Source organism: Pseudomonas sp. BN607, from assembly GCF_029871175.1.
Classification (GTDB): Bacteria; Pseudomonadota; Gammaproteobacteria; order Pseudomonadales; family Pseudomonadaceae; genus Aquipseudomonas.
Genome location: NZ_SSOE01000056.1, coordinates 243803 through 262501 on the forward strand (window position 1 = coordinate 243803; position 18699 = coordinate 262501).

An 18699-nucleotide genomic window follows, 5' to 3' on the forward strand; every position below is an offset into this window, starting at 1 on the left:
CAGGAGGCTGGCATGGCGTTCACCGACCCGTTCATCCGCCGCCCGGTGCTGGCCAGCGTGGTCAGCCTGCTGATCCTGCTGCTGGGTTTCCAGGCCTGGAACAAGCTGCAGATCCGCCAGTACCCGCAAATGGAAAACGCCCTGATCACGGTGACTACCGCCTACCCCGGGGCCAACGCGGAAACCATCCAGGGCTACATTACCCAGCCGCTGCAGCAAAGCCTGGCCAGCGCCGAAGGCATCGACTACATGACGTCGGTGAGCCGGCAGAACTTCTCGATCATTTCCATCTACGCGCGCATTGGTGCCGACAGTGACCGGCTGTTCACCGAGCTGCTGGCCAAGGCCAACGAAGTGCGCAACAAGCTGCCGCAGGACTCCGAAGACCCGGTACTGAGCAAGGAAGCCGCCGATGCCTCGGCGCTGATGTATGTCAGCTTCTACAGCAAGGAAATGAGCAACCCGCAGATTACCGACTACCTGTCGCGGGTGATACAGCCCAAGCTGGCCACGTTGCCGGGCATGGCAGAGGCGGAGATCCTCGGTAACCAGGTGTTTGCCATGCGCCTCTGGCTCGACCCGGTCAAGCTGGCCGGTTTCGGCCTGTCGGCCAGCGATGTGACCAATGCCGTGCGCCGCTACAACTTCCTTTCCGCCGCTGGCGAGGTGAAAGGCGAATACGTGGTGACCAGCATCAATGCGAATACCGAGCTGAAGTCGGCCGAAGCCTTCGCGGCGCTACCGGTCAAGATCGACGGCAACAGCCGGGTGCTCCTGGGCGATGTGGCGCGGGTCGAGATGGGCGCGGAAAACTACGATACGGTCAGCTCGTTCGACGGCACCCCGTCGGTGTACATCGGCATCAAGGCCACCCCCGCCGCCAACCCGCTGGACGTGATCAAGGAAGTGCGGCGGATCATGCCCGAGCTGGAAAGCCAACTGCCCTCGGCGCTCAAGGTATCGATCGCCTACGACGCCACGCTGTTCATCCAGGCCTCCATCGACGAAGTGATCAAGACCCTCGGCGAAGCGGTGTTGATCGTCATCGTGGTGGTGTTCCTGTTCCTCGGTGCCCTGCGTTCAGTACTGATACCGGTGGTGACCATTCCGCTGTCGATGATCGGGGTACTGTTCTTCATGCAGATGATGGGCTACTCGCTCAACCTGCTGACCCTGCTGGCCATGGTGCTGGCCATCGGGCTGGTGGTGGACGATGCCATTGTCGTGGTGGAAAACATCCATCGGCACATGGAGGAAGGCAAGTCGCCTTTTGACGCGGCCCTGGAAGGTGCGCGCGAGATCGCCATGCCGGTCGTGTCGATGACCATCACCCTGGCTGCGGTGTATGCGCCGATCGGCTTCCTGACCGGGCTTACCGGCGCGCTTTTCAAGGAGTTCGCCCTGACCCTGGCCGGCGCGGTGATCATCTCCGGCATCGTCGCACTGACCTTGTCACCGATGATGTGCGCCCTGCTGCTGCGCCCGGAACAGAACGCCAGCGGCCTGGCCCACCGCCTCGATCAGTTGTTCGATCGGCTGAAGGTCCGCTACCAGCGGCTGCTGCACGCCACCCTCGACAGCCGGCCGGTGGTGCTGGTGTTTGCGGTGATCATCCTGTGCCTGATCCCGGTGCTGCTCACGTTCACCCAGAACGAACTGGCGCCCAACGAGGACCAGGGGGTGATCTTCATGATAAGCAGCTCGCCGCAACCGGCCAACCTCGACTACCTCAACGCCTACACCGACCAGTTCACCCCGCTGTTCAAGGACTTTCCCGAGTACTACTCGTCGTTCCAGATCAATGGCTTCAACGGCGTGCAGAGCGGTATCGGCGGCTTCCTGCTGAAGCCGTGGAACGAACGCGAGCGCACGCAGATGGAATTGCTGCCGCTGGTGCAGGCCAAGCTTGAGGAAATCGGCGGCCTGCAGATCTTCGGTTTTAACCTGCCATCATTGCCCGGCACAGGCGAGGGCCTGCCGTTCCAGTTCGTCATCAATACCGCTGGCGATTACCCAGCCTTGCTGGAGGTGGCCCAGCGCATCAAGGCCCGCGCCCAGGCGTCAGGCAAGTTCGCTTTCCTCGATATTGACCTGGCCTTCGACAAGCCCGAGGTGGTGGTGGATATCGACCGGGCCAAGGCGGCGCAGATGGGGGTGTCGATGGACACCCTCGGCGGTACCTTGGCGACCTTGCTGGGCGAGGCGGAAATCAACCGTTTCACCCTTGAAGGGCGCAGCTACAAGGTGATTGCCCAGGTCGAGCGACCGTACCGCGACAACCCCGGCTGGCTGAACAATTACTATGTGAAGAACGATCAGGGCCAGTTGCTGCCACTGTCGACCTTGATCACCCTGACTGATCGCGCCCGCCCGCGCCAGCTCAACCAGTTCCAGCAGCTGAACTCGGCCATCATCCAGGGCGTGCCCATGGTCAGCCTGGGCGAAGCGCTGAAGACCGTGCAAGACATTGCCCGTGAAGAGGCGCCAGAAGGTTTCGCCTTCGACTATGCCGGTGCGGCCCGCCAGTACGTGCAGGAAGGCAGCGCGTTGTGGGTCACCTTCGGCCTGGCCCTGGCGATCATTTTCCTGGTGCTGGCAGCGCAGTTCGAGAGCTTCCGCGACCCGCTGGTCATCCTGGTGACCGTGCCCTTGTCCATCTGCGGGGCGTTGCTGCCGCTGTTCCTGGGCATATCGAGCATGAACATCTACACCCAGGTAGGGCTGGTGACGCTGATAGGGTTGATCAGCAAGCACGGCATCCTGATCGTCGAGTTCGCCAACCAGTTGCGGGCAGAGCGGGACCTGAGCGTGCGCGAGGCGATCGAAGAAGCGGCGGCGATTCGCTTGCGGCCAGTGCTGATGACCACGGCGGCGATGGTGTTTGGCATGGTACCGCTGATCCTGGCAACCGGGGCCGGGGCGGTCAGCCGCTTTGACATCGGTACGGTGATTGCGACCGGGATGTCCATTGGTACGCTGTTCACTTTGTTTGTGCTGCCTTGCATCTACACCTTGCTGGCGCACAAGACGGTGGCCAAGGTACCTGTCGTTGCGTGATCCGGGCTCTTCGCGGGCTCACCCGAGCAAGCCCGGCCAGGCAGCTGCCAAAAAGCCAGAGGCCCCGCTATTGCGGGGCCTCTGGTATTTCTAGCTCACACCGGGCTCAACCGAACGGCCGTAATCCCTGGCGCATACCGAACAGGAACAGCAACAGGTCATGATCCGGCTGGACCTTGGCCTGCTGCTGCGGTTTCGCTTCCCGCGGCAGCGCGCACTGGTCGGCCATTTCAGCCTTGCTGAACACCGTCGGCTTGGGCTCCTCCCAGGCAGCGACCGCCACAGTGGTGACCGCCAGACCTGCTATCAGGAACAAAGCTCGAGCTATTTCTAGTTTCATCACCCTAACCCTTTGACAGCGCTGCCAAACGCCATCTTGTAAAAGTAGAGCAGCGTTTGCCATTCCGCGTCATTGAGCGACGAATGGCGGCGCAGCTGGCGCAGGTCGTTGCCCGCCGCACGCTGGCAGCTGATGCGCCGCCGGCACTTTTCCAGGTCGAGCAACGCCACCTCGACACGGGCCTGCTCGCCCTCGCCAATCACCTTGATGAACACATGCTTGCCGTACAGGCAGCCATGCTGCCAATGGCCCAGGTGCATGCGCGCCAAGTTGTCCGCCAGGTCCTTGAGCATGCGCTCATGCACCACCTGCGGGTACCGCTCGCGAGCACCTTCGGCATGCCAGGTGTCGAGTTCGACAAAACCGTCCAGCGCTTCGCTGACCAGCAGCGCACGCCACTGATGGTCAGCGTCACGCTCGGCACCACAGAAGACGATGCGTGGCACACGCACCCCGAGTTGCTCAAAACTGTTAAGCGCATCCAGCTCACGCAATACGGTCGGCCGGCCGAAAGGGTGCAGCAGGCTACGGTAGATATGCCCGACCTGGCGCTTGGCATACAGCAGTTTGCCGTCGGCATCGTTCAGGCGTTGCACACCACTCTCGCCACCGCGGCGCTGGTTAGGCTCCTCGACCCACTCGCCTTGCTGGCGCCAGTAAAAATCGAACCGCGACTCCCCTCTCTGGGCTACAGCCATCAAACACTACCCCTTACGCAATACGTAGACCCGCCACATGGCATAGAACGGCAGGAAGTCGAGGCGTTCCTGGATTCTGAAGCCGGCGGCCGTGAATTCTTCTTCGACCGTTTCAGCCGGTAACACGAAACGGTTCTGGTAATTATCCTGATCGGCCCTGGCACTGCGGCGCTGCTCGAGCTTTTTCCGCCGCCAGGCCTTGAAATTGCCGTCCACCCACAACGAAAGGATCACACTATCACGGCTAACTCGCTGAAATTCCGACAGAATGGTTTTTCTGTGTGCCGATTCGCCAATGTGGTGGAACAGGCGCATGCAGAAAATGCTGTCCACCGAATTGTCCGGCAAATCGATGGCAAATGCCGAAGTCTGCAAAGGCCGTACCCGCGCCACCACTTCTGGCGGTTGCGCGGCGCAGGCTGTCTCGATCATCGCCTCGGAGTTGTCGGCACCGATGATGACCCGATTGGGTTTTTCCGCCAGCAGCGGCCAGAAGCGGCCGGCACCGCAAGGCAAGTCCAGTACCAGGCCAGGCTCGCCGGCCAACGCCAGAGCGCGCCGGGCCAATTGTTCATCTCGCTTGTGGGAAAGGCGTCGCGCCAGGCCGTCCTGATGCTTGAGGAAGTACTCGCGGGCATGGTCTTTGTCGTACTTCTCGGAAAATTCAAGCTTGATGGGGCTACGCATTGGGCATCTCCTGACTCATTGCGCCCACACTAGTCGTGCAAGCGTTGGAATCAGGTCATGCGGATGTGAAAAATATGTTTAGCGCCCAGGCACCTGTTACAACAGATTACTCAACCAGGGTGTCCAGGTCGTTCTTGGTCGTGGTGTTGGTCAGGTCCACGTGGAATCGGCAGCCGTGCGGCAGCGTTGATGTAAGGGTGACATGCCAACCCTGGTCGTCACAGATCCGCTGCACCAGCGACAGGCCCAGGCCCAGGCCCTCGCCTCGCCGCTCATCGCCCCGCACGAACGGTTTGAACATCGCCTCGCGCTGCTCCTCGGGAATGCCCACCCCGCTGTCCTCGACGCTGAAGCCGTTGGCCTCCAGGCTCAGGCGGATATAGCCAGCGTCGGTATAGTGCGCGGCATTGCGCAGCAGGTTGCCCATCACAGACTGCAGGAAGGTGGCGTTGTACAGGACCGGGCTGGCGCTGATGCGGCCATCGAAGTACAGGGTCAGGCCTTTCTGCTCGATGGTGTCGCGCCACACCCCAATGAGCTCGTCGGCCACCTCGCGCAGGGTCGCTCGCGACGCCACCGCGCCCTCGTCACGCTGCGCCCGGGCCAGCATGAGGAAGGTCTTGACCAGTTCGCGCATTTCTTCGGTAGCCCGCGCCACTCGCTCTACCTGGCTGCGTGCGCGGGTATCGAGATTGGGGTTTTCCATCAGCAGTTCGCAGGAGGTCGCCAGCACCATCAGCGGCGTGCGCAGCTCGTGGCTGACGTCACTGGTAAACAGGCGCTCGCGGGTCAGGGCGTCGCGCAGGCGGCCCAGGGTATCGTCGAACGCCACCGCCAACTGGCCGACTTCGTCCGCCGCATAGTCCGGCGCCAAAGGTGGGGCCAGGCCCAGCAACTGGTCGCGATGACGCACCTGGCGCGCCAGGCGGATCACCGGTGCCATTACCCGGCGCGCGACCAGCCAGCCGAGAATTACCGCCAGCACCAGGCTGAGCACGAAGCCCACCACTACCACTGCGAACAGCACACGCTCGCGCTCTTCGAAGTCGCTTTGGTCCTGCAGCAGCACATAGCGGCGGCCATCGACGATCTCGACCATGGCGTGGTAAGACAACTGGTCGCGAAACACTTCGTGGAAGCCCCGCTCGAGGTGGCGCAGGTCCTTTGGCAGCTCGAAGTCATCCCGGCCGCCACTGAAATAGAACAACTGGTCGGGACGGGGCCGATGACTCCAGTCGCTGACACTGTCCATACGCAACAGACGCTGCAGGTCGCCACCCAGCACCGAGGAAATCAGCCGCTCTTCGACCAGGTGCACGGTGCCGACGATACCGAAGGCGAACGCCCCGGCCACCAGCGCGCTCATCAGCGCAAAGGCAATGATGATGCGCTGGGCAAGGCTTTGCTTAAACTCCATCGCGGCCCTCGGCGAGGCGATAGCCGACGCCATGGACGGTATGCAGCAGCGGTTTTTCAAATGGCTTGTCGATCACCTGGCGCAGCTGGTGCACGTGGCTGCGCAGGCTGTCGCTGTCAGGGCAGTCGTCGCCCCACAGGGCCTCTTCCAGCACCTCGCGGCGCAATACGTGCGGGCTTTTCTGCATCAGCACCGCCAGCAGCTTCAGGCCGACCGGGTTGAGTTTGAGCAAGCGGCCCTGACGCGTTACCTCGAGGGTGTCAAGGTCGTAGCTGAGGTCGGCTACCTGCAACGTACGGCGCCCACCGCCCTGGGCACGGCGCAGCACTGCTTCGATGCGTGCGGCCAGCTCGGACAGGGCGAACGGCTTGAGCAGGTAGTCGTCGGCACCGGAGCGGAAGCCCTGTAGCCGGTCGTCCAGCTGGTCACGCGCGGTGAGCATGATCACCGGGGTGTCACGGCGGGCGTCTTCGCGCAGGCGCTTGCACAGGGTGTAGCCATCGATGCCGGGCAGCATGATGTCGAGCACGATCAGGTCGTAGTGCTCGGTGGCGGCCAGGTGCAGGCCGGACAGACCATCCTGGGCGCAGTCGACGGTGTAACCCTTCATGCCCAGGTAATCGGCCAGGTTGGCCAGGATATCGCGGTTGTCTTCAACCAAAAGAATGCGCATCGGTTTCTCCTGTGCGGCGCTTCTCGCTGTGGTGCGCGGCAGGCGCAGCTTAAGGCCTATGCCTGCACGGTGCCAGCCCCGTAGAAAATTCACCGCAGTTGACGGTTTTTTCACTGATCCTTCACGGACACAGGATAGCGGGCGGCCGACAATGCCCGATCTTTTCCGCGCCCTGGAGCCGCCATGCAGCAACGCACCCGCCCACGTCCGATCAATTACTGGCTGTACCTGGGAGTTCCCCTGGCGACCGCGCTGGCCTTGATCCTGCTGGAACTGACCTCGGTCGACATGGACGTCGCCAACCTGTTCTTCGACCCCACCGCCGGGCAGTTCATTGGACGCCACAGCTACCTGCTGGAGAACATCCTGCATGACCGGGTGAAGCAAGGGGTGATTCTGCTGGGTGTTTTGTCGCTGCTGACCTTTGCCGCGAGCTTTTTCTGGCGGCCCTTGTTCGGCTGGCGCCGTGAGCTGGGCTGCCTGGTGCTGGCCCTGGGCCTGTCGACGGCATTCGTGACGCCGCTGAAAAAGGTGACCCAGGTTCAGTGCCCGTGGAGCCTGACCCAGTTCGGCGGTACCGAAACCTACAGCAAGCTGCTGGAACCGCGACCGCCAACCGACAAGCCAGGGTTGTGCTGGCCAGGTGGCCATGCGGCGACCGGGTTCTGCCTGTTCGGGTTGTTCTTCATGCTGCGTGATCGCAAGCCGCGGCTTGCGCGCTTAGCGTTCGTAGTGGCGTTTGTAGCAGGGTCGGTACTAGGTGTGGGGCGGATGATGCAAGGGGCGCACTTCTTGTCGCACAACGTGTGGACGGCCGTGTTCTGCTGGTTGATCGGGTTGGGGTCGTATTACCTGGTTCTGTATCGGCGTGGGCTGGCGGAAGTGCCAGTCACCGAGCGCAGCGTAGCCTGATTCGCGGGTAAACCCGCTCCCACCGGTACCGCACCAGTTTTCAGATCCGGTGCATGACCTGTGGGAGCGGGTTCACCCGCGAAGAGGCCCTTGCAGCTAAACGAAAAAGCCCCGGTTCTCACGAACCGGGGCTTTCTGATGGTGCAGGGGGTAAGGCTGGCTTACATCATGCCGCCCATGCCACCCATGCCGCCCATGTCAGGCATGCCAGCAGCTGGCTTGTCTTCTGGCAGGTCAGCAACCATGGCTTCGGTGGTGATCATCAGACCGCCGATCGAAGCAGCAGCTTGCAGCGCCGAACGGGTGACCTTGGCTGGGTCCAGGATGCCCATCTCGATCATGTCGCCGTATTCGCCGGAAGCAGCGTTGTAACCGAAGTTACCCGAACCTTGCTTGACCTTGTCAGCAACAACGCTTGGCTCGTCGCCGGCGTTTGCAGTGATCTGGCGCAGCGGGGCTTCTACAGCGCGACGCAGCAGGGCGATACCGACGTTCTGGTCTTCATTGTCGCCTTTCAGGTCAACAATGGCTGCCAGGGCGCGAACCAGGGCAACACCACCGCCAGGTACCACGCCTTCTTCAACGGCTGCACGGGTAGCGTGCAGGGCGTCTTCAACGCGGGCTTTCTTCTCTTTCATTTCAACTTCGGTGCCGGCACCAACCTTGATCACGGCAACACCGCCAGCCAGCTTGGCCAGACGCTCTTGCAGCTTCTCACGGTCGTAGTCCGAGGAAGTTTCTTCGATCTGGGCACGGATCTGCTTGACGCGTGCTTCGATCTCGGTGTCAGCGCCAGCACCATCGATGATGGTGGTGTTTTCCTTGGACAGGATCACGCGCTTGGCGTTACCCAGGTGCTCCAGGGTAGCGGTTTCCAGGGACAGGCCGATTTCTTCGGAGATGACCTGGCCACCGGTCAGGACGGCGATGTCCTGCAGCATGGCCTTGCGGCGGTCGCCGAAGCCCGGTGCCTTGACCGCAGCAACCTTGACGATGCCGCGCATGTTGTTGACTACCAGGGTAGCCAGCGCTTCGCCTTCAACGTCTTCGGCAACGATCAGCAGTGGGCGGCCGGCCTTGGCAACGGCTTCCAGCACTGGCAGCAGCTCACGGATGTTGGAGATTTTCTTGTCGACCAGCAGCAGCAGCGGGCCTTCCAGCTCGGCAACCATGGTGTCCGGCTTGTTGACGAAGTATGGCGACAGGTAGCCACGGTCAAACTGCATGCCTTCTACGACAGACAGTTCGTTTTCCAGGCCCGAGCCTTCTTCAACAGTGATCACGCCTTCTTTACCGACTTTTTCCATGGCTTCGGCGATGATTTCACCGATGGAGTTGTCGGAGTTGGCGGAGATGGTGCCTACCTGGGCGATGGCCTTGGAGTCGGCGCATGGCTTGGACAGGTTCTTCAGCTCGGCAACAACGGCAGCAGTGGCCTTGTCGATACCGCGCTTCAGGTCCATCGGGTTCATGCCGGCAGCGACGGCTTTCAGGCCTTCGTTGACGATGGCCTGGGCCAGGACGGTAGCGGTGGTGGTGCCGTCACCGGCAGCGTCGTTGGCCTTGGAAGCGACTTCCTTGACCAGCTGGGCGCCCATGTTTTCGAAAGCGTCTTTCAGCTCGATTTCTTTGGCGACGGAAACGCCGTCCTTGGTGATGGTTGGCGCGCCGAAGCTCTTGGCCAGTACCACGTTACGGCCTTTCGGGCCGAGGGTCGCTTTTACAGCGTCAGCCAGTACGTTGACACCAACCAGCATTTTTTTACGAGCGGAATCGCCAAACTTTACGTCTTTAGCAGCCATGATCGTTTAATCCTTGAATTTCTTTGGAGTAACGGGAAGTCGGGGAAATCAGCCTTCGACAACGGCGAGGATTTCGTTCTCGGCCATGACCAGCAGGTCTTCGCCATCGACTTTCACGGTGTTGCTGCCCGAGTAAGGGCCGAAGACCACTTTGTCACCCACTTTCACGGCCAGCGCGCGAACTTCGCCGTTGTCCAGGATGCGACCGGTGCCGACGGCTACAACTTCGCCGCGGTTTGGTTTTTCAGCGGCCGAACCCGGCAGGACGATACCGCCAGCGGTTTTCGATTCTTCTTCGCTGCGACGGATGACTACGCGGTCATGCAGAGGACGAAGCTTCATTGTCGATCTCTCCCAAATTGTGGTTTTCATCGGCCGGTATCGACACCGGCGGGTTGATGCTGTCCGGCGTTGCCGGGAAGTGGCCCGCGATGGGCGAACCACTTGTGTAATGTCTGGCGTTGCCGCCAGAAACCTTGCGGTGACCACATACATGAGGCCGCCATATTCAATTACAAGGCTAGGTACACAAAATTTTTCATCAGGCCGAAAAAGACCGGGGCCGCTTATGCGGCCCCGGTGCGTTTCACTTATCGCGGCGCTCGTACTCGCCTTCGATCACGTTCGGCCGATGGCCGCCCTCACGGGGCTGCGCCTGGAACGGGTCGTCCTGGAACGCACGCTGGCGCATGGCCTGGGCCTCGGCACGCTCACGCATCTTGCGCGCAGCCAGGTGACGGGTAAACGGCAGCAGGCACAGCAGGCCGAGCACGTCGCTGATGAAGCCTGGCAGCAACAACAGGCCACCACCGACCGCCAGCATCATGCCCTGGAACATGTCCTCGGCGGGCAGTTCACCGCGCTGCAGGCTCTCACGGGCACGCAATGCGGTCGCCAGCCCGGCCACCCGCATCACCAGCACGCCCAGGGCCGAGCCGGCGATGATCAGCAGCAGCGCCGGGAAGAACCCGATCGCGGCACTGACCTTCACGAAGACGAACAGCTCCAGCACGGGAAACAGCAGAAACAACAGTAGAAAAGCACGCATCAAAGCAATCCTCGTTGGAAGACACCCTTCCTGTGAGACCTACAGATGGATGCAGATGCTCGTTTTTTCAACCCTCGACCTGTGCCGCAGTCGGCCACTGGTCAGCGCGCGCCAGCAATACCAAGGCTTCGCGGACTTGTGTCGGCGTATTGCAAATACTGGGGAAAGGCAACCAGTGCACCGCCTGGCCAATACGCAGGTGCATGCCTTCGCTGTCCACTCCGACCATCTGCGCCTGCGCATGGCTTGGCAGGTCGGTCAGCGCCACGTAGTGAGCGATTGCGTTAGCGTGGTCGCTGTTCATGTGTTCGATCATGCTCGCCTCGGCCTTGCCGGCGAACGGGTTGGCCAGGGTCACCTGGTCCAGCCAGTGAATTGCGCCGAAACCGCCAATGTAGCGGTGCCGCACCGGCTGCAGCACCCAGAAGTCGAAGTCGTGGGCCTTGTGGTAGCTGGCCGCGTCGGGGAAGTAGCGGTAGTAGCGCTCGGCGGCGGCCTCGATGGCCGCATCGTCGACCAACTTGTGCGCCTCGGCCATCACGGTCAGGCGGCCCACCGCCTGCACATCCTCTGCCTCCCGCTCCCCCACCAGCAGCGAGCACTTGGGGTCTTTCTGCAGGTTGTGGGTGTGCTGGGCGATGCGGCTGATGAGGATCAGCGGGTTGCCCTGGGCGTCCAGGCAGTACGGCACGACCGAGCCGAATGGGAAACCGGGCATCGACTTGGAATGGGTCGAGAGCACGCCACGGTATTCCTTGAGCAGCAGTTCCCGGGCGGGGCGAATGGCGTTGGTACTCACTTGGGGGCGGCTCCTGGCGGCTGAATCAAGACAAGATAAGCATTATCAGTTCCAGTGCCAATGGGGCTGTTACACAGCCCATCGCGACACAAGGGCGCTCCCATCTTGGCCGGCGTAATCCCTGCCATGGTGTCGCGACCGGGAGCCAAAGCGCCCCCGGCGGCTTACCAGGTAACGCCGAACCCAGCGGTATAGCGCGTCTTGTCCAGGTCACTCTCACGCGTCCCGGTGATGATGTCCTTCTCCGCCTTGAGGTTGAGCGAGGCCCATTCGGTGACCTTGTAGCGCAGGCCGACCTCAGCATCCAGCGAGTAGTCAGCCGCACCACCCAAGGGCTTGGCGAACTCGCCGTTGGTGAACAGCTGCACGTTCTTGCCGATCAGGTAGCGGGTGTAGTCCCACTTCACCGCAGCGGAGTAGAAATTGTCCTTGCTGCCGTCCTGGTACTCGAAATCGGTGCGGTTGATCAGCGAACCCAGCGAGAATGCGCCTAGCTCATCGTCCCAGAACTGGTAACCCGGGCCGGTACCCACGGTACGCTGGCGGGCGAGGTCTTCGATACGGTCGCGCTTGTATTCAGCACGCCCCTGCCAGAACCACTTCTCGGTGAGGAAGCGGTCCAGGGCATACTCGGCACTCCAGTTGTCGGTGGTAGTGACGTCGTCCTTGGTCTCGCGGTTGTATTCGCCTTCGGCATTGTGCCGCCAGCGGCCGTGACGGGCAGTGGTCTTGAAGCCGATGTCATAGTCGTCGGTGTCATTCTCGGCACGCTTGTAGTCCAGCGCCACGTCGACATTGCCTTTCCACACGAGGTCCTCGACCAGCGGCTTGGGCTTCATGATCTGCTCGATGCTGGCCAGATCGACAGTCTTCGGCGCCTCGCCATTGGCCAGGGTCACCTTGCCAGGCTCGGCCGCCTTCAGCGACTTGGCTCTCTCACCGTTGTAGGCATCCTGCTTGACCAGCATCTCCTGGTCGCTCTCCAGGGTCTGGACTTCCTTCCAGTCCAGGGCGATGGCGCCGCCGTAAGGGGTTTCCAGCAGCAGCTTGCCGCCATCGAAGACCTTGATCTTGCCACTGAGCCGGTCGCCATTCTTCATCCACACGGTGTCGGCGAACACCGGGGACGCACACAGGGAAGCTGCAAGCAGGCACAACAAGGATCTAGTATTCATAAGCGGACTACAGGTTCGATTCAACGAAAAAAGCCGGGCATTATCCAGATACCGACGACCAGAGCAAGGACAGACCGGGTGCATGCCGTTGAGTTCAACTCTCATTTCCCCGGACCATCGGTCCGGTTTCATCTGCAGCCCTAGGGGGGCGTGATGCCTGGTGGATATGAGCACGCCCATGATTGCGCCGAAGGCCGACGAACGGCGCTATATTCGGTGCTTGGCCAGGTGCCGAGCGGCAAAGTGGTGAGTTATGGCCAGCTCGCCGAGCTGGCAGGGCTTGGGCGCGCGGCGCGGTGGGTCGGGCGCACCCTTGGGCAGTTGCCAGCCGATACCCGCCTGCCCTGGCACCGGGTGCTCGGCGCAGGTGGCCGGCTGAGCCTGGCACTGGGGACCCCGTCGGGGGATGAACAACGGGCGCGTCTACGCGCGGAAGGTGTGAATGTAACCAACAATCGTGTGGATATGACGCGCCATGGCTGGCGCCCAATGGAGCACAGCGGTTAGAGTGCGCGCTTTGTTTTCGAAAACTTGAGGCAGATGTTGGCCCATGCCCCGTAAAACCTGGCGCGCTGCGCTTGAAGCCTATGCCAGCCCGTCAACCCTGGTACTTTTGCTGCTCGGCTTTGCCGCCGGCCTGCCCTACATGCTGGTGTTCTCAACCCTGTCGGTGTGGCTGCGCGAAGCCGGCGTCGCCCGCGAGACCATTGGATATGCCAGCCTGATCGGCCTGGCATACGCTTTCAAGTGGGTGTGGTCGCCGCTGCTCGACCAATGGCGCCTGCCGCTGCTGGGCGGCCTGGGGCGCAGGCGTTCGTGGCTGCTGTTGTCACAGGCGCTGGTGGTCATCGGCCTGGTCGGCATGAGCCTTTGCGATCCGCAACAACACCTGTCATGGCTGATCGCCATGGCGGTGCTGGTGGCCTTCGCCTCGGCCACCCAGGACATCGCCGTCGATGCCTACCGCCTGGAAATCGCCGACGACCAACGCCAGGCCGCGCTGGCAGCCAGCTACATGGCCGGCTACCGGGTAGCTGCCCTGCTCGCCACGGCTGGCGCCCTGTTCTTCGCCGAATGGTTCGGCTCCACCGGTTTCAGCTACCTGCACAAGGCCTGGGCCGGCACCTATGTGATGTTCGGGGTAATGATGCTGCCCGCGCTGTTCACCACCCTGGTCATGCGCGAACCGCCAGTGCCCATGCGCACCCAGCTGTCGGCAGCGCGCTACGGGCTGGTGCACCAGATGGCCTCGGTTTTCGTGCTGATCATCTTGCTGGTGTCGGTACCCGCCAGCTTCACCCAGATGTTCAATACCGGCTGGTCCACAGTCATCTCCGGTGATGCCACGCCGCTCGACCTGCTGCTGGAAGACCGCGCCTTCCTGCGCCTGATTCTCTATGTGCTGCTGACCTGGGCGTGCCTGTCGAGCCTTGGTCGCCGTGGCCTGGCGCCGGTGCTGACACCGGTCAACGACTTCATCGCCAGGTACCGCTGGCAGGCCCTGCTGCTGCTGGGCCTGATCGCCACCTATCGCATGTCTGACACGGTGATGGGCGTGATGGCCAACGTGTTCTACATCGACATGGGCTTCACCAAAGACCAGATCGCCAGCGTCAGCAAGATTTTCGGCCTGATCATGACCCTGGTCGGTGCCGGGATCGGCGGCCTACTGATCGTACGCTTCGGCATCATGCCGATCCTGTTCATCGGTGGCGTTGCATCGGCGGGCACCAACATTCTGTTCCTGATGCTGGCCGACATGGGCCCGAACCTGGAAATGCTGGTGGTGACCATCTCGCTGGACAACTTCAGCTCGGGTATGGCCACTTCGGCCTTCGTCGCCTACCTGTCGAGCCTGACCAACCTGAAGTTCTCGGCAACCCAGTACGCGTTGCTCAGCTCGATCATGCTGCTGTTGCCACGGTTGATTGGGGGCTATTCGGGGGTGATGGTGGAGAAGTTCGGTTACCACGACTTCTTCCTGATTACCGCACTGCTGGGCGTGCCTACGCTGATCCTGATTGCCCTGCAGTGGCGTCAGGAGGCCGGGCGGGGCAAGCCGGTGGCTCAGGAAAGCTCGGCGACCGAGCGCCCCTGACAGCTCTGTGCAACCTGTTCTGCTCCTATCACCAGCAAGCCAGCCGACACAGATGGCCGCTGGCTTGCCCGCGACAGGACCAGAGCAGGTAAACCCATTACTGGAAAACAGCCCCCTCCCCCGACCTGCCGCCCACCACGAACCACAACGGCCACAGCGCCAATGCCCCCGCCACCCCCGCGGCCAGCGCAAAGTGCAGCAGGCTGGCGCCGGCACCAATCATCGCCAGCAGCGCACCGCCCAACCCCAGCAAGGCAATGGTGATCATCCCCAGCATCGCGGAAACCAGGCCCTTGCTCTGCTCGCTGGAGAACAGCGTCATGCGGTACAACACTGCGTTGGCCACGCCCAGGCCCAGGGCATACAGCGACATGCCCACGACCACGCTGGTTACGCTCGACCAGTACCAGGTCGCCAGCACCATCAGGCCCAGGCCAGCCAGATATGGCCATAGCGCGCCGCGTACCAGGGCCGGCAGCGGATAGCGGTCCGCGATACGGTTGATGATCAGGTTGCCGAGGATCAGCCCTCCAAACACCGGCAGCTGCCATAAGGCGTATTCCATGGTGCTCAGCCCTTCGTCGTGGATCAGCAGCACCGGCGACAGGCCGATCCAGCCAATCAGCGGCAAACCGACCAGGCCCAGGGCAGCGCTGCCGGCAACGAAGCGGCGGTTGGCCAGCAACTGGCCATAGCCCGCCAGCAGCGGCAGCAAGTGGATTGGCGTGAAGGCCAGGCGTGACCCATCACGGCGTTCCACCCCCAGGGTTTCCGGCATCAGCCGGTACAGCAGCAGCCAGGTCAGCACGGCGCCGAAGGTGAACGCCACGAACAGCCAGCGCCAGTCCAGCCATTGCAGCAGCAAGGTACCCACCAGCGGCCCCAACAGCGGCGATAGCAAGGCGATGTTCGCCAGCAGGGCCATCATGCGTACGGCGTCAGCCTCGCTGAAGGCTTCGTTGAGGGCCGGGTAGCTGACCGTGACCACGAAGCCCAGGCCAATGCCCTGCAACAGGCGCAGGAGGTTGAACAGCCCGATGTCATGAACCCAGAAAGTAGCCAGGCAGGCCAGGCCGAAGCCTGCGCAGCCGACCAGTAACAGCGGGCGCCGCCCGTAACGATCTGCCAGCGGGCCGATCAGCCATTGCAGCACCACGCCGCCCAGCAGATAAAGGTTGAGGGCGTGCGGGATGTATTCCGGGCTCGCCTTCAGGTCGCCGACCACCACCGGCATGGCCGGCATGACCGCGTCACTGGCCAGATAGGTCAGCAGCTCGAACAGGGCCAGGGTCAGGCCGAACAGCAAGGCGCGCAGAGGGGTGATGTACAGCAGTGGTTTCATGATGGCGTATCGGGTGTGGCAGGCAGGGTCAGGCTATATGCCAGAAATGGCGTTTTTTTGCTGTGAACAAGTGTAAAAAAAACGGGGCCGCTTCACGCCCCATCGCCGGTAAGCCAGCGATGAGGCCTAAAGCGGCCCCGTTTTCCTGCAGGCTTATTGCACGGCAGTCTCCTGCACCACGCGAATCACCCGCTGCGGGAACGGAATATCGATGCCTTCGGCCTTCAACCGGTCACGCGCATGCTCATTGAGCATGAACATCACGTCCCAGTAATCGGAAGTCTTGGTCCACAAACGCAGCGACACGGTGATCGAGCTGTCACCCAGCGTCGCCACCACGGCCTGGGGTGCCGGGTCAGCCAGCACACGCGGGTCCTTGGCCAAGTCCAGCAGCACGTTACGGGCCTTCTGCAGATCGGCCTCGTAGTCCACGCCCACGTCGAACACTACTTTGCGCGTTGGCTGGCGATTGGTGTTGGTGATGATGCCGTTGGACAGGCTGCCGTTAGGCATGATCACAGTCTTGTTGTCACCGGTGCGCAGCACGGTGTGGAAGATCTGGATACTGTCGACGGTACCGGCAACACCCTGCGCTTCGATCCAGTCACCAATGCGGAACGGGCGGAACATCAGGATCAGCACCCCGCCGGCAAAATTCGCCAGGCTGCCCTGCAAGGCCAGACCGATGGCCAGGCCGGCGGCACCGATGGCGGCGACGAACGAAGTGGTCTCGATGCCGATCATCGAGGCAACACTGACCAGCAGCAGCACCTTGAGGACGATATTGGCCAAGGTGCTGATAAAGCCTTGCAACGCCAGGTCGGCATTGCGCAGGCCTACCAGCTTGCCCAGGCGGGCGCTGACCTTGTTGATGATCCACCAGCCGACCGCCAGGGTCAGCAGCGCCAGCAGCACACGGCTGCCGTATTCCATGATCAGGGGGATCCAGGTTTGCGATTGGCGAACCAGCTGATCGACTTCAGCGTTCAAATCCATATTCATCTCCTGATGCCGAGCGGCAAGTACACGGTAGAACAGGCTACGCGCGTTTGCGCAGCCCCGGCCCCCATGGACATCACATGGCCATCGGGGTTCCGGCCCGCCCGCGCATCAGTCGCGGAAGTTGTTGAACTGCAGCGGCATGTCGAATTCCTTGGTGCGCAGCAGGGCAATGGCTTCCTGCAGGTCGTCACGCTTCTTGCCGGTTACACGAACCTGCTCGCCCTGGATAGCGGCCTGCACTTTCAGCTTGCCATCCTTGATGGTGGCAACGATTTTCTTGGCCAGGTCCTTGTCGATGCCTTCGCGGAACTTGGCTTCCTGTTTCTTTTCCTTGCCGGATGCGTACGGATCCTTGGTTTCGAGGCATTTCACGTCGATCTTGCGCTTGACCAGCGCGAGGCGCAGGATTTCCAGCATCGCTTCGAGCTGGAACTCTTCTTCGGCAGTGAGCATCACGGTCTGCTCTTTGTCCTTGAACTCGAAGGTGCCCTTACCCTTGAGGTCGTAACGGCGGTCCAGATCCTTGATGGCGTTGTCCACCGCGTTCTGCACTTCGTGCTTGTCCAGTTCCGATACCACGTCGAACGAAGGCATGGTTGTTCTCCCAAAATAAAAGCGCGCTCAGGCTGAAGATGGAGCGCGCTGGGTTTGACGGTTAAAATGCGGGCTCATTATAACGGGTTGCGAAACGCATATGAGCAGCACCTGGCATATTCTCGGCGCCGGCAGCCTGGGCAGCCTGTGGGCTTGCCGCCTGGCACGTGCAGGCAAGGCCGTCAGGCTGATCCTGCGTGACGGGCAGCGGCTGCGGGCTTACCAGCAGGCTGGCGGCCTCACCCTGTTCGAGCAGGATCACACCCGGCACTACGCCATCCCCGCCGAAACCGCGCAGGCGCATGGGCCGATCCACCGCCTGCTGGTGGCCTGCAAGGCCTACGACGCCGCCCCGGCCATTGCCGGCGTGGCGCCACGGCTGGCCAATGGCGCCGAAGTGCTGCTGTTGCAGAATGGCCTGGGCAGCCAAGATGACGTCGCCGACTTGGTACCTCACGCGCGCTGTATCTTCGCCTCCAGCACCGAAGGTGCGTTCCGCGAGGGTGACTGGCAGGTACGCTTCGCCGGCCATGGCTTCAACTGGCTGGGCGACCCGCGCATGCCGGCGATCCCGGCCTGGTTCGATGACCTGCACCAGGCGGGTATCCCTGCCGAGTGGACGGTGGACATCCTTACCCGGCTGTGGCGCAAACTGGCGCTCAACTGCGCAATCAACCCGCTGACCGTATTGCATGACTGCCAGAACGGCGGGCTGCTGGGGCATCTGGGTGAAGTAGAAGCGCTGTGCGGCGAACTGGCCGAGCTGCTGCGCCGTTGCGGCCAGCCCCAAGCAGCGGACGGGCTGGACGAAGAGGTACAGCGGGTGATCCTCGCCACCGCAGCCAACTACTCTTCCATGTACCAGGACGTGCGCGCTGGCCGGCGCACCGAGGTGCACTACCTGCTCGGCCATGCCTGCCGCGCCGCCAGCCGCCATGGCCTGCAGCTGCCGCAGCTGGAACACCTGCAGCTACGCCTGGTCGAAAACCTGCGCCTGCGTGGCTTGCCCTGCGACTGACGCAGCCCCTTGAACCGGATATGGACATTGCCTAGCC

General features: G+C 62.2%; 18 protein-coding genes. 5 read left to right on the forward strand and 13 right to left on the reverse strand.

The window, feature by feature from the left end; genetic code table 11:
* Positions 1–12 precede the first annotated feature (12 nt).
* On the forward strand, positions 13–3057 hold the full coding sequence (locus E8E68_RS15035; RefSeq protein WP_280342555.1) for a multidrug efflux RND transporter permease subunit: 3045 nt from the start codon (positions 13–15) through the stop codon (positions 3055–3057).
* 106 nt (positions 3058–3163) lie between these two features.
* On the opposite strand, the gene E8E68_RS15040 is transcribed toward E8E68_RS15035, so the two are convergent.
* The 5 genes from E8E68_RS15040 to colR form a co-directional block, all read right to left on the reverse strand.
* Entirely contained in the window at positions 3164–3397 is a 234-nt protein-coding gene (locus tag E8E68_RS15040; protein ID WP_110742631.1) for a hypothetical protein, read from the reverse strand.
* Positions 3397–4095 carry a lipopolysaccharide kinase InaA family protein gene (locus E8E68_RS15045; protein ID WP_110742630.1) on the reverse strand — a complete coding sequence of 233 codons (699 nt, stop codon included), beginning with the start codon at positions 4093–4095 and terminating at the stop codon, positions 3397–3399. The genes E8E68_RS15040 and E8E68_RS15045 overlap by 1 nt, the downstream gene beginning before the upstream one ends.
* 6 nt (positions 4096–4101) lie before the next feature.
* Positions 4102–4782 (reverse strand): class I SAM-dependent methyltransferase, encoded by a 681-nt coding sequence (locus tag E8E68_RS15050; protein WP_110742629.1) that lies wholly within the window; start codon positions 4780–4782, stop codon positions 4102–4104.
* Positions 4783–4888: 106 nt separating this feature from the next.
* Positions 4889–6199 carry a HAMP domain-containing sensor histidine kinase gene (locus E8E68_RS15055; protein ID WP_266031858.1) on the reverse strand — a complete coding sequence of 437 codons (1311 nt, stop codon included), beginning with the start codon at positions 6197–6199 and terminating at the stop codon, positions 4889–4891.
* On the reverse strand, positions 6189–6872 hold the full coding sequence (gene colR, locus E8E68_RS15060; RefSeq protein ID WP_003255215.1) for a two-component system response regulator ColR: 684 nt from the start codon (positions 6870–6872) through the stop codon (positions 6189–6191). Before colR ends, E8E68_RS15055 begins: the two co-directional genes overlap by 11 nt.
* Before the next feature lie 183 nt (positions 6873–7055).
* On the opposite strand from colR, the gene E8E68_RS15065 reads away from it, so the two are divergent.
* Positions 7056–7784, forward strand: a complete 729-nt coding sequence (locus E8E68_RS15065) for a phosphatase PAP2 family protein (protein ID WP_280342563.1) — start codon at positions 7056–7058, stop codon at positions 7782–7784.
* 161 nt (positions 7785–7945) lie between these two features.
* On the opposite strand, the gene groL is transcribed toward E8E68_RS15065, so the two are convergent.
* The 5 genes from groL to E8E68_RS15090 form a co-directional block, all read right to left on the reverse strand.
* On the reverse strand, positions 7946–9586 hold the full coding sequence (groL, locus tag E8E68_RS15070) for a chaperonin GroEL (RefSeq protein WP_110742626.1): 1641 nt from the start codon (positions 9584–9586) through the stop codon (positions 7946–7948).
* A 48-nt stretch (positions 9587–9634) separates the two neighbouring features.
* On the reverse strand, positions 9635–9928 hold the full coding sequence (locus E8E68_RS15075; RefSeq protein WP_016488938.1) for a co-chaperone GroES: 294 nt from the start codon (positions 9926–9928) through the stop codon (positions 9635–9637).
* Positions 9929–10172: 244 nt separating this feature from the next.
* A complete protein-coding gene (locus E8E68_RS15080; protein ID WP_096426721.1) occupies positions 10173–10634 on the reverse strand; it encodes an FxsA family protein in 462 nt (153 codons plus the stop codon).
* Between the two features lie 67 nt (positions 10635–10701).
* Positions 10702–11433: a DUF2470 domain-containing protein gene (locus E8E68_RS15085; RefSeq protein WP_280342570.1), complete on the reverse strand. Its 732-nt coding sequence runs from the start codon at positions 11431–11433 to the stop codon at positions 10702–10704.
* Between the two features lie 164 nt (positions 11434–11597).
* Entirely contained in the window at positions 11598–12608 is a 1011-nt protein-coding gene (locus E8E68_RS15090) for a DUF481 domain-containing protein (protein WP_266031861.1), read from the reverse strand.
* A 153-nt stretch (positions 12609–12761) separates the two neighbouring features.
* On the opposite strand from E8E68_RS15090, the gene E8E68_RS15095 reads away from it, so the two are divergent.
* Both E8E68_RS15095 and E8E68_RS15100 read left to right on the forward strand, forming a co-directional pair.
* A complete protein-coding gene (locus E8E68_RS15095; RefSeq protein ID WP_266031862.1) occupies positions 12762–13115 on the forward strand; it encodes an MGMT family protein in 354 nt (117 codons plus the stop codon).
* Positions 13116–13158: 43 nt separating this feature from the next.
* Positions 13159–14706, forward strand: a complete 1548-nt coding sequence (locus E8E68_RS15100) for an AmpG family muropeptide MFS transporter (RefSeq protein WP_110742622.1) — start codon at positions 13159–13161, stop codon at positions 14704–14706.
* Between the two features lie 97 nt (positions 14707–14803).
* On the opposite strand, the gene E8E68_RS15105 is transcribed toward E8E68_RS15100, so the two are convergent.
* The 3 genes from E8E68_RS15105 to E8E68_RS15115 all read right to left on the reverse strand — a co-directional run bounded on the left by E8E68_RS15105 (position 14804) and on the right by E8E68_RS15115 (position 17644).
* On the reverse strand, positions 14804–16048 hold the full coding sequence (locus E8E68_RS15105; protein WP_266031863.1) for an MFS transporter: 1245 nt from the start codon (positions 16046–16048) through the stop codon (positions 14804–14806).
* A gap of 153 nt (positions 16049–16201) precedes the next feature.
* Complete coding sequence (locus E8E68_RS15110) at positions 16202–17044, reverse strand: mechanosensitive ion channel family protein (RefSeq protein ID WP_110742620.1); 843 nt, start codon at positions 17042–17044, stop codon at positions 16202–16204.
* A gap of 114 nt (positions 17045–17158) precedes the next feature.
* Entirely contained in the window at positions 17159–17644 is a 486-nt protein-coding gene (locus E8E68_RS15115) for a YajQ family cyclic di-GMP-binding protein (RefSeq protein ID WP_016713577.1), read from the reverse strand.
* 100 nt (positions 17645–17744) lie between these two features.
* Here E8E68_RS15115 and E8E68_RS15120 point away from each other — a divergent pair, with 100 nt between their 5' ends.
* Positions 17745–18662, forward strand: a complete 918-nt coding sequence (locus E8E68_RS15120; protein ID WP_266031864.1) for a putative 2-dehydropantoate 2-reductase — start codon at positions 17745–17747, stop codon at positions 18660–18662.
* The last annotated feature ends 37 nt before the right edge of the window (positions 18663–18699 follow it).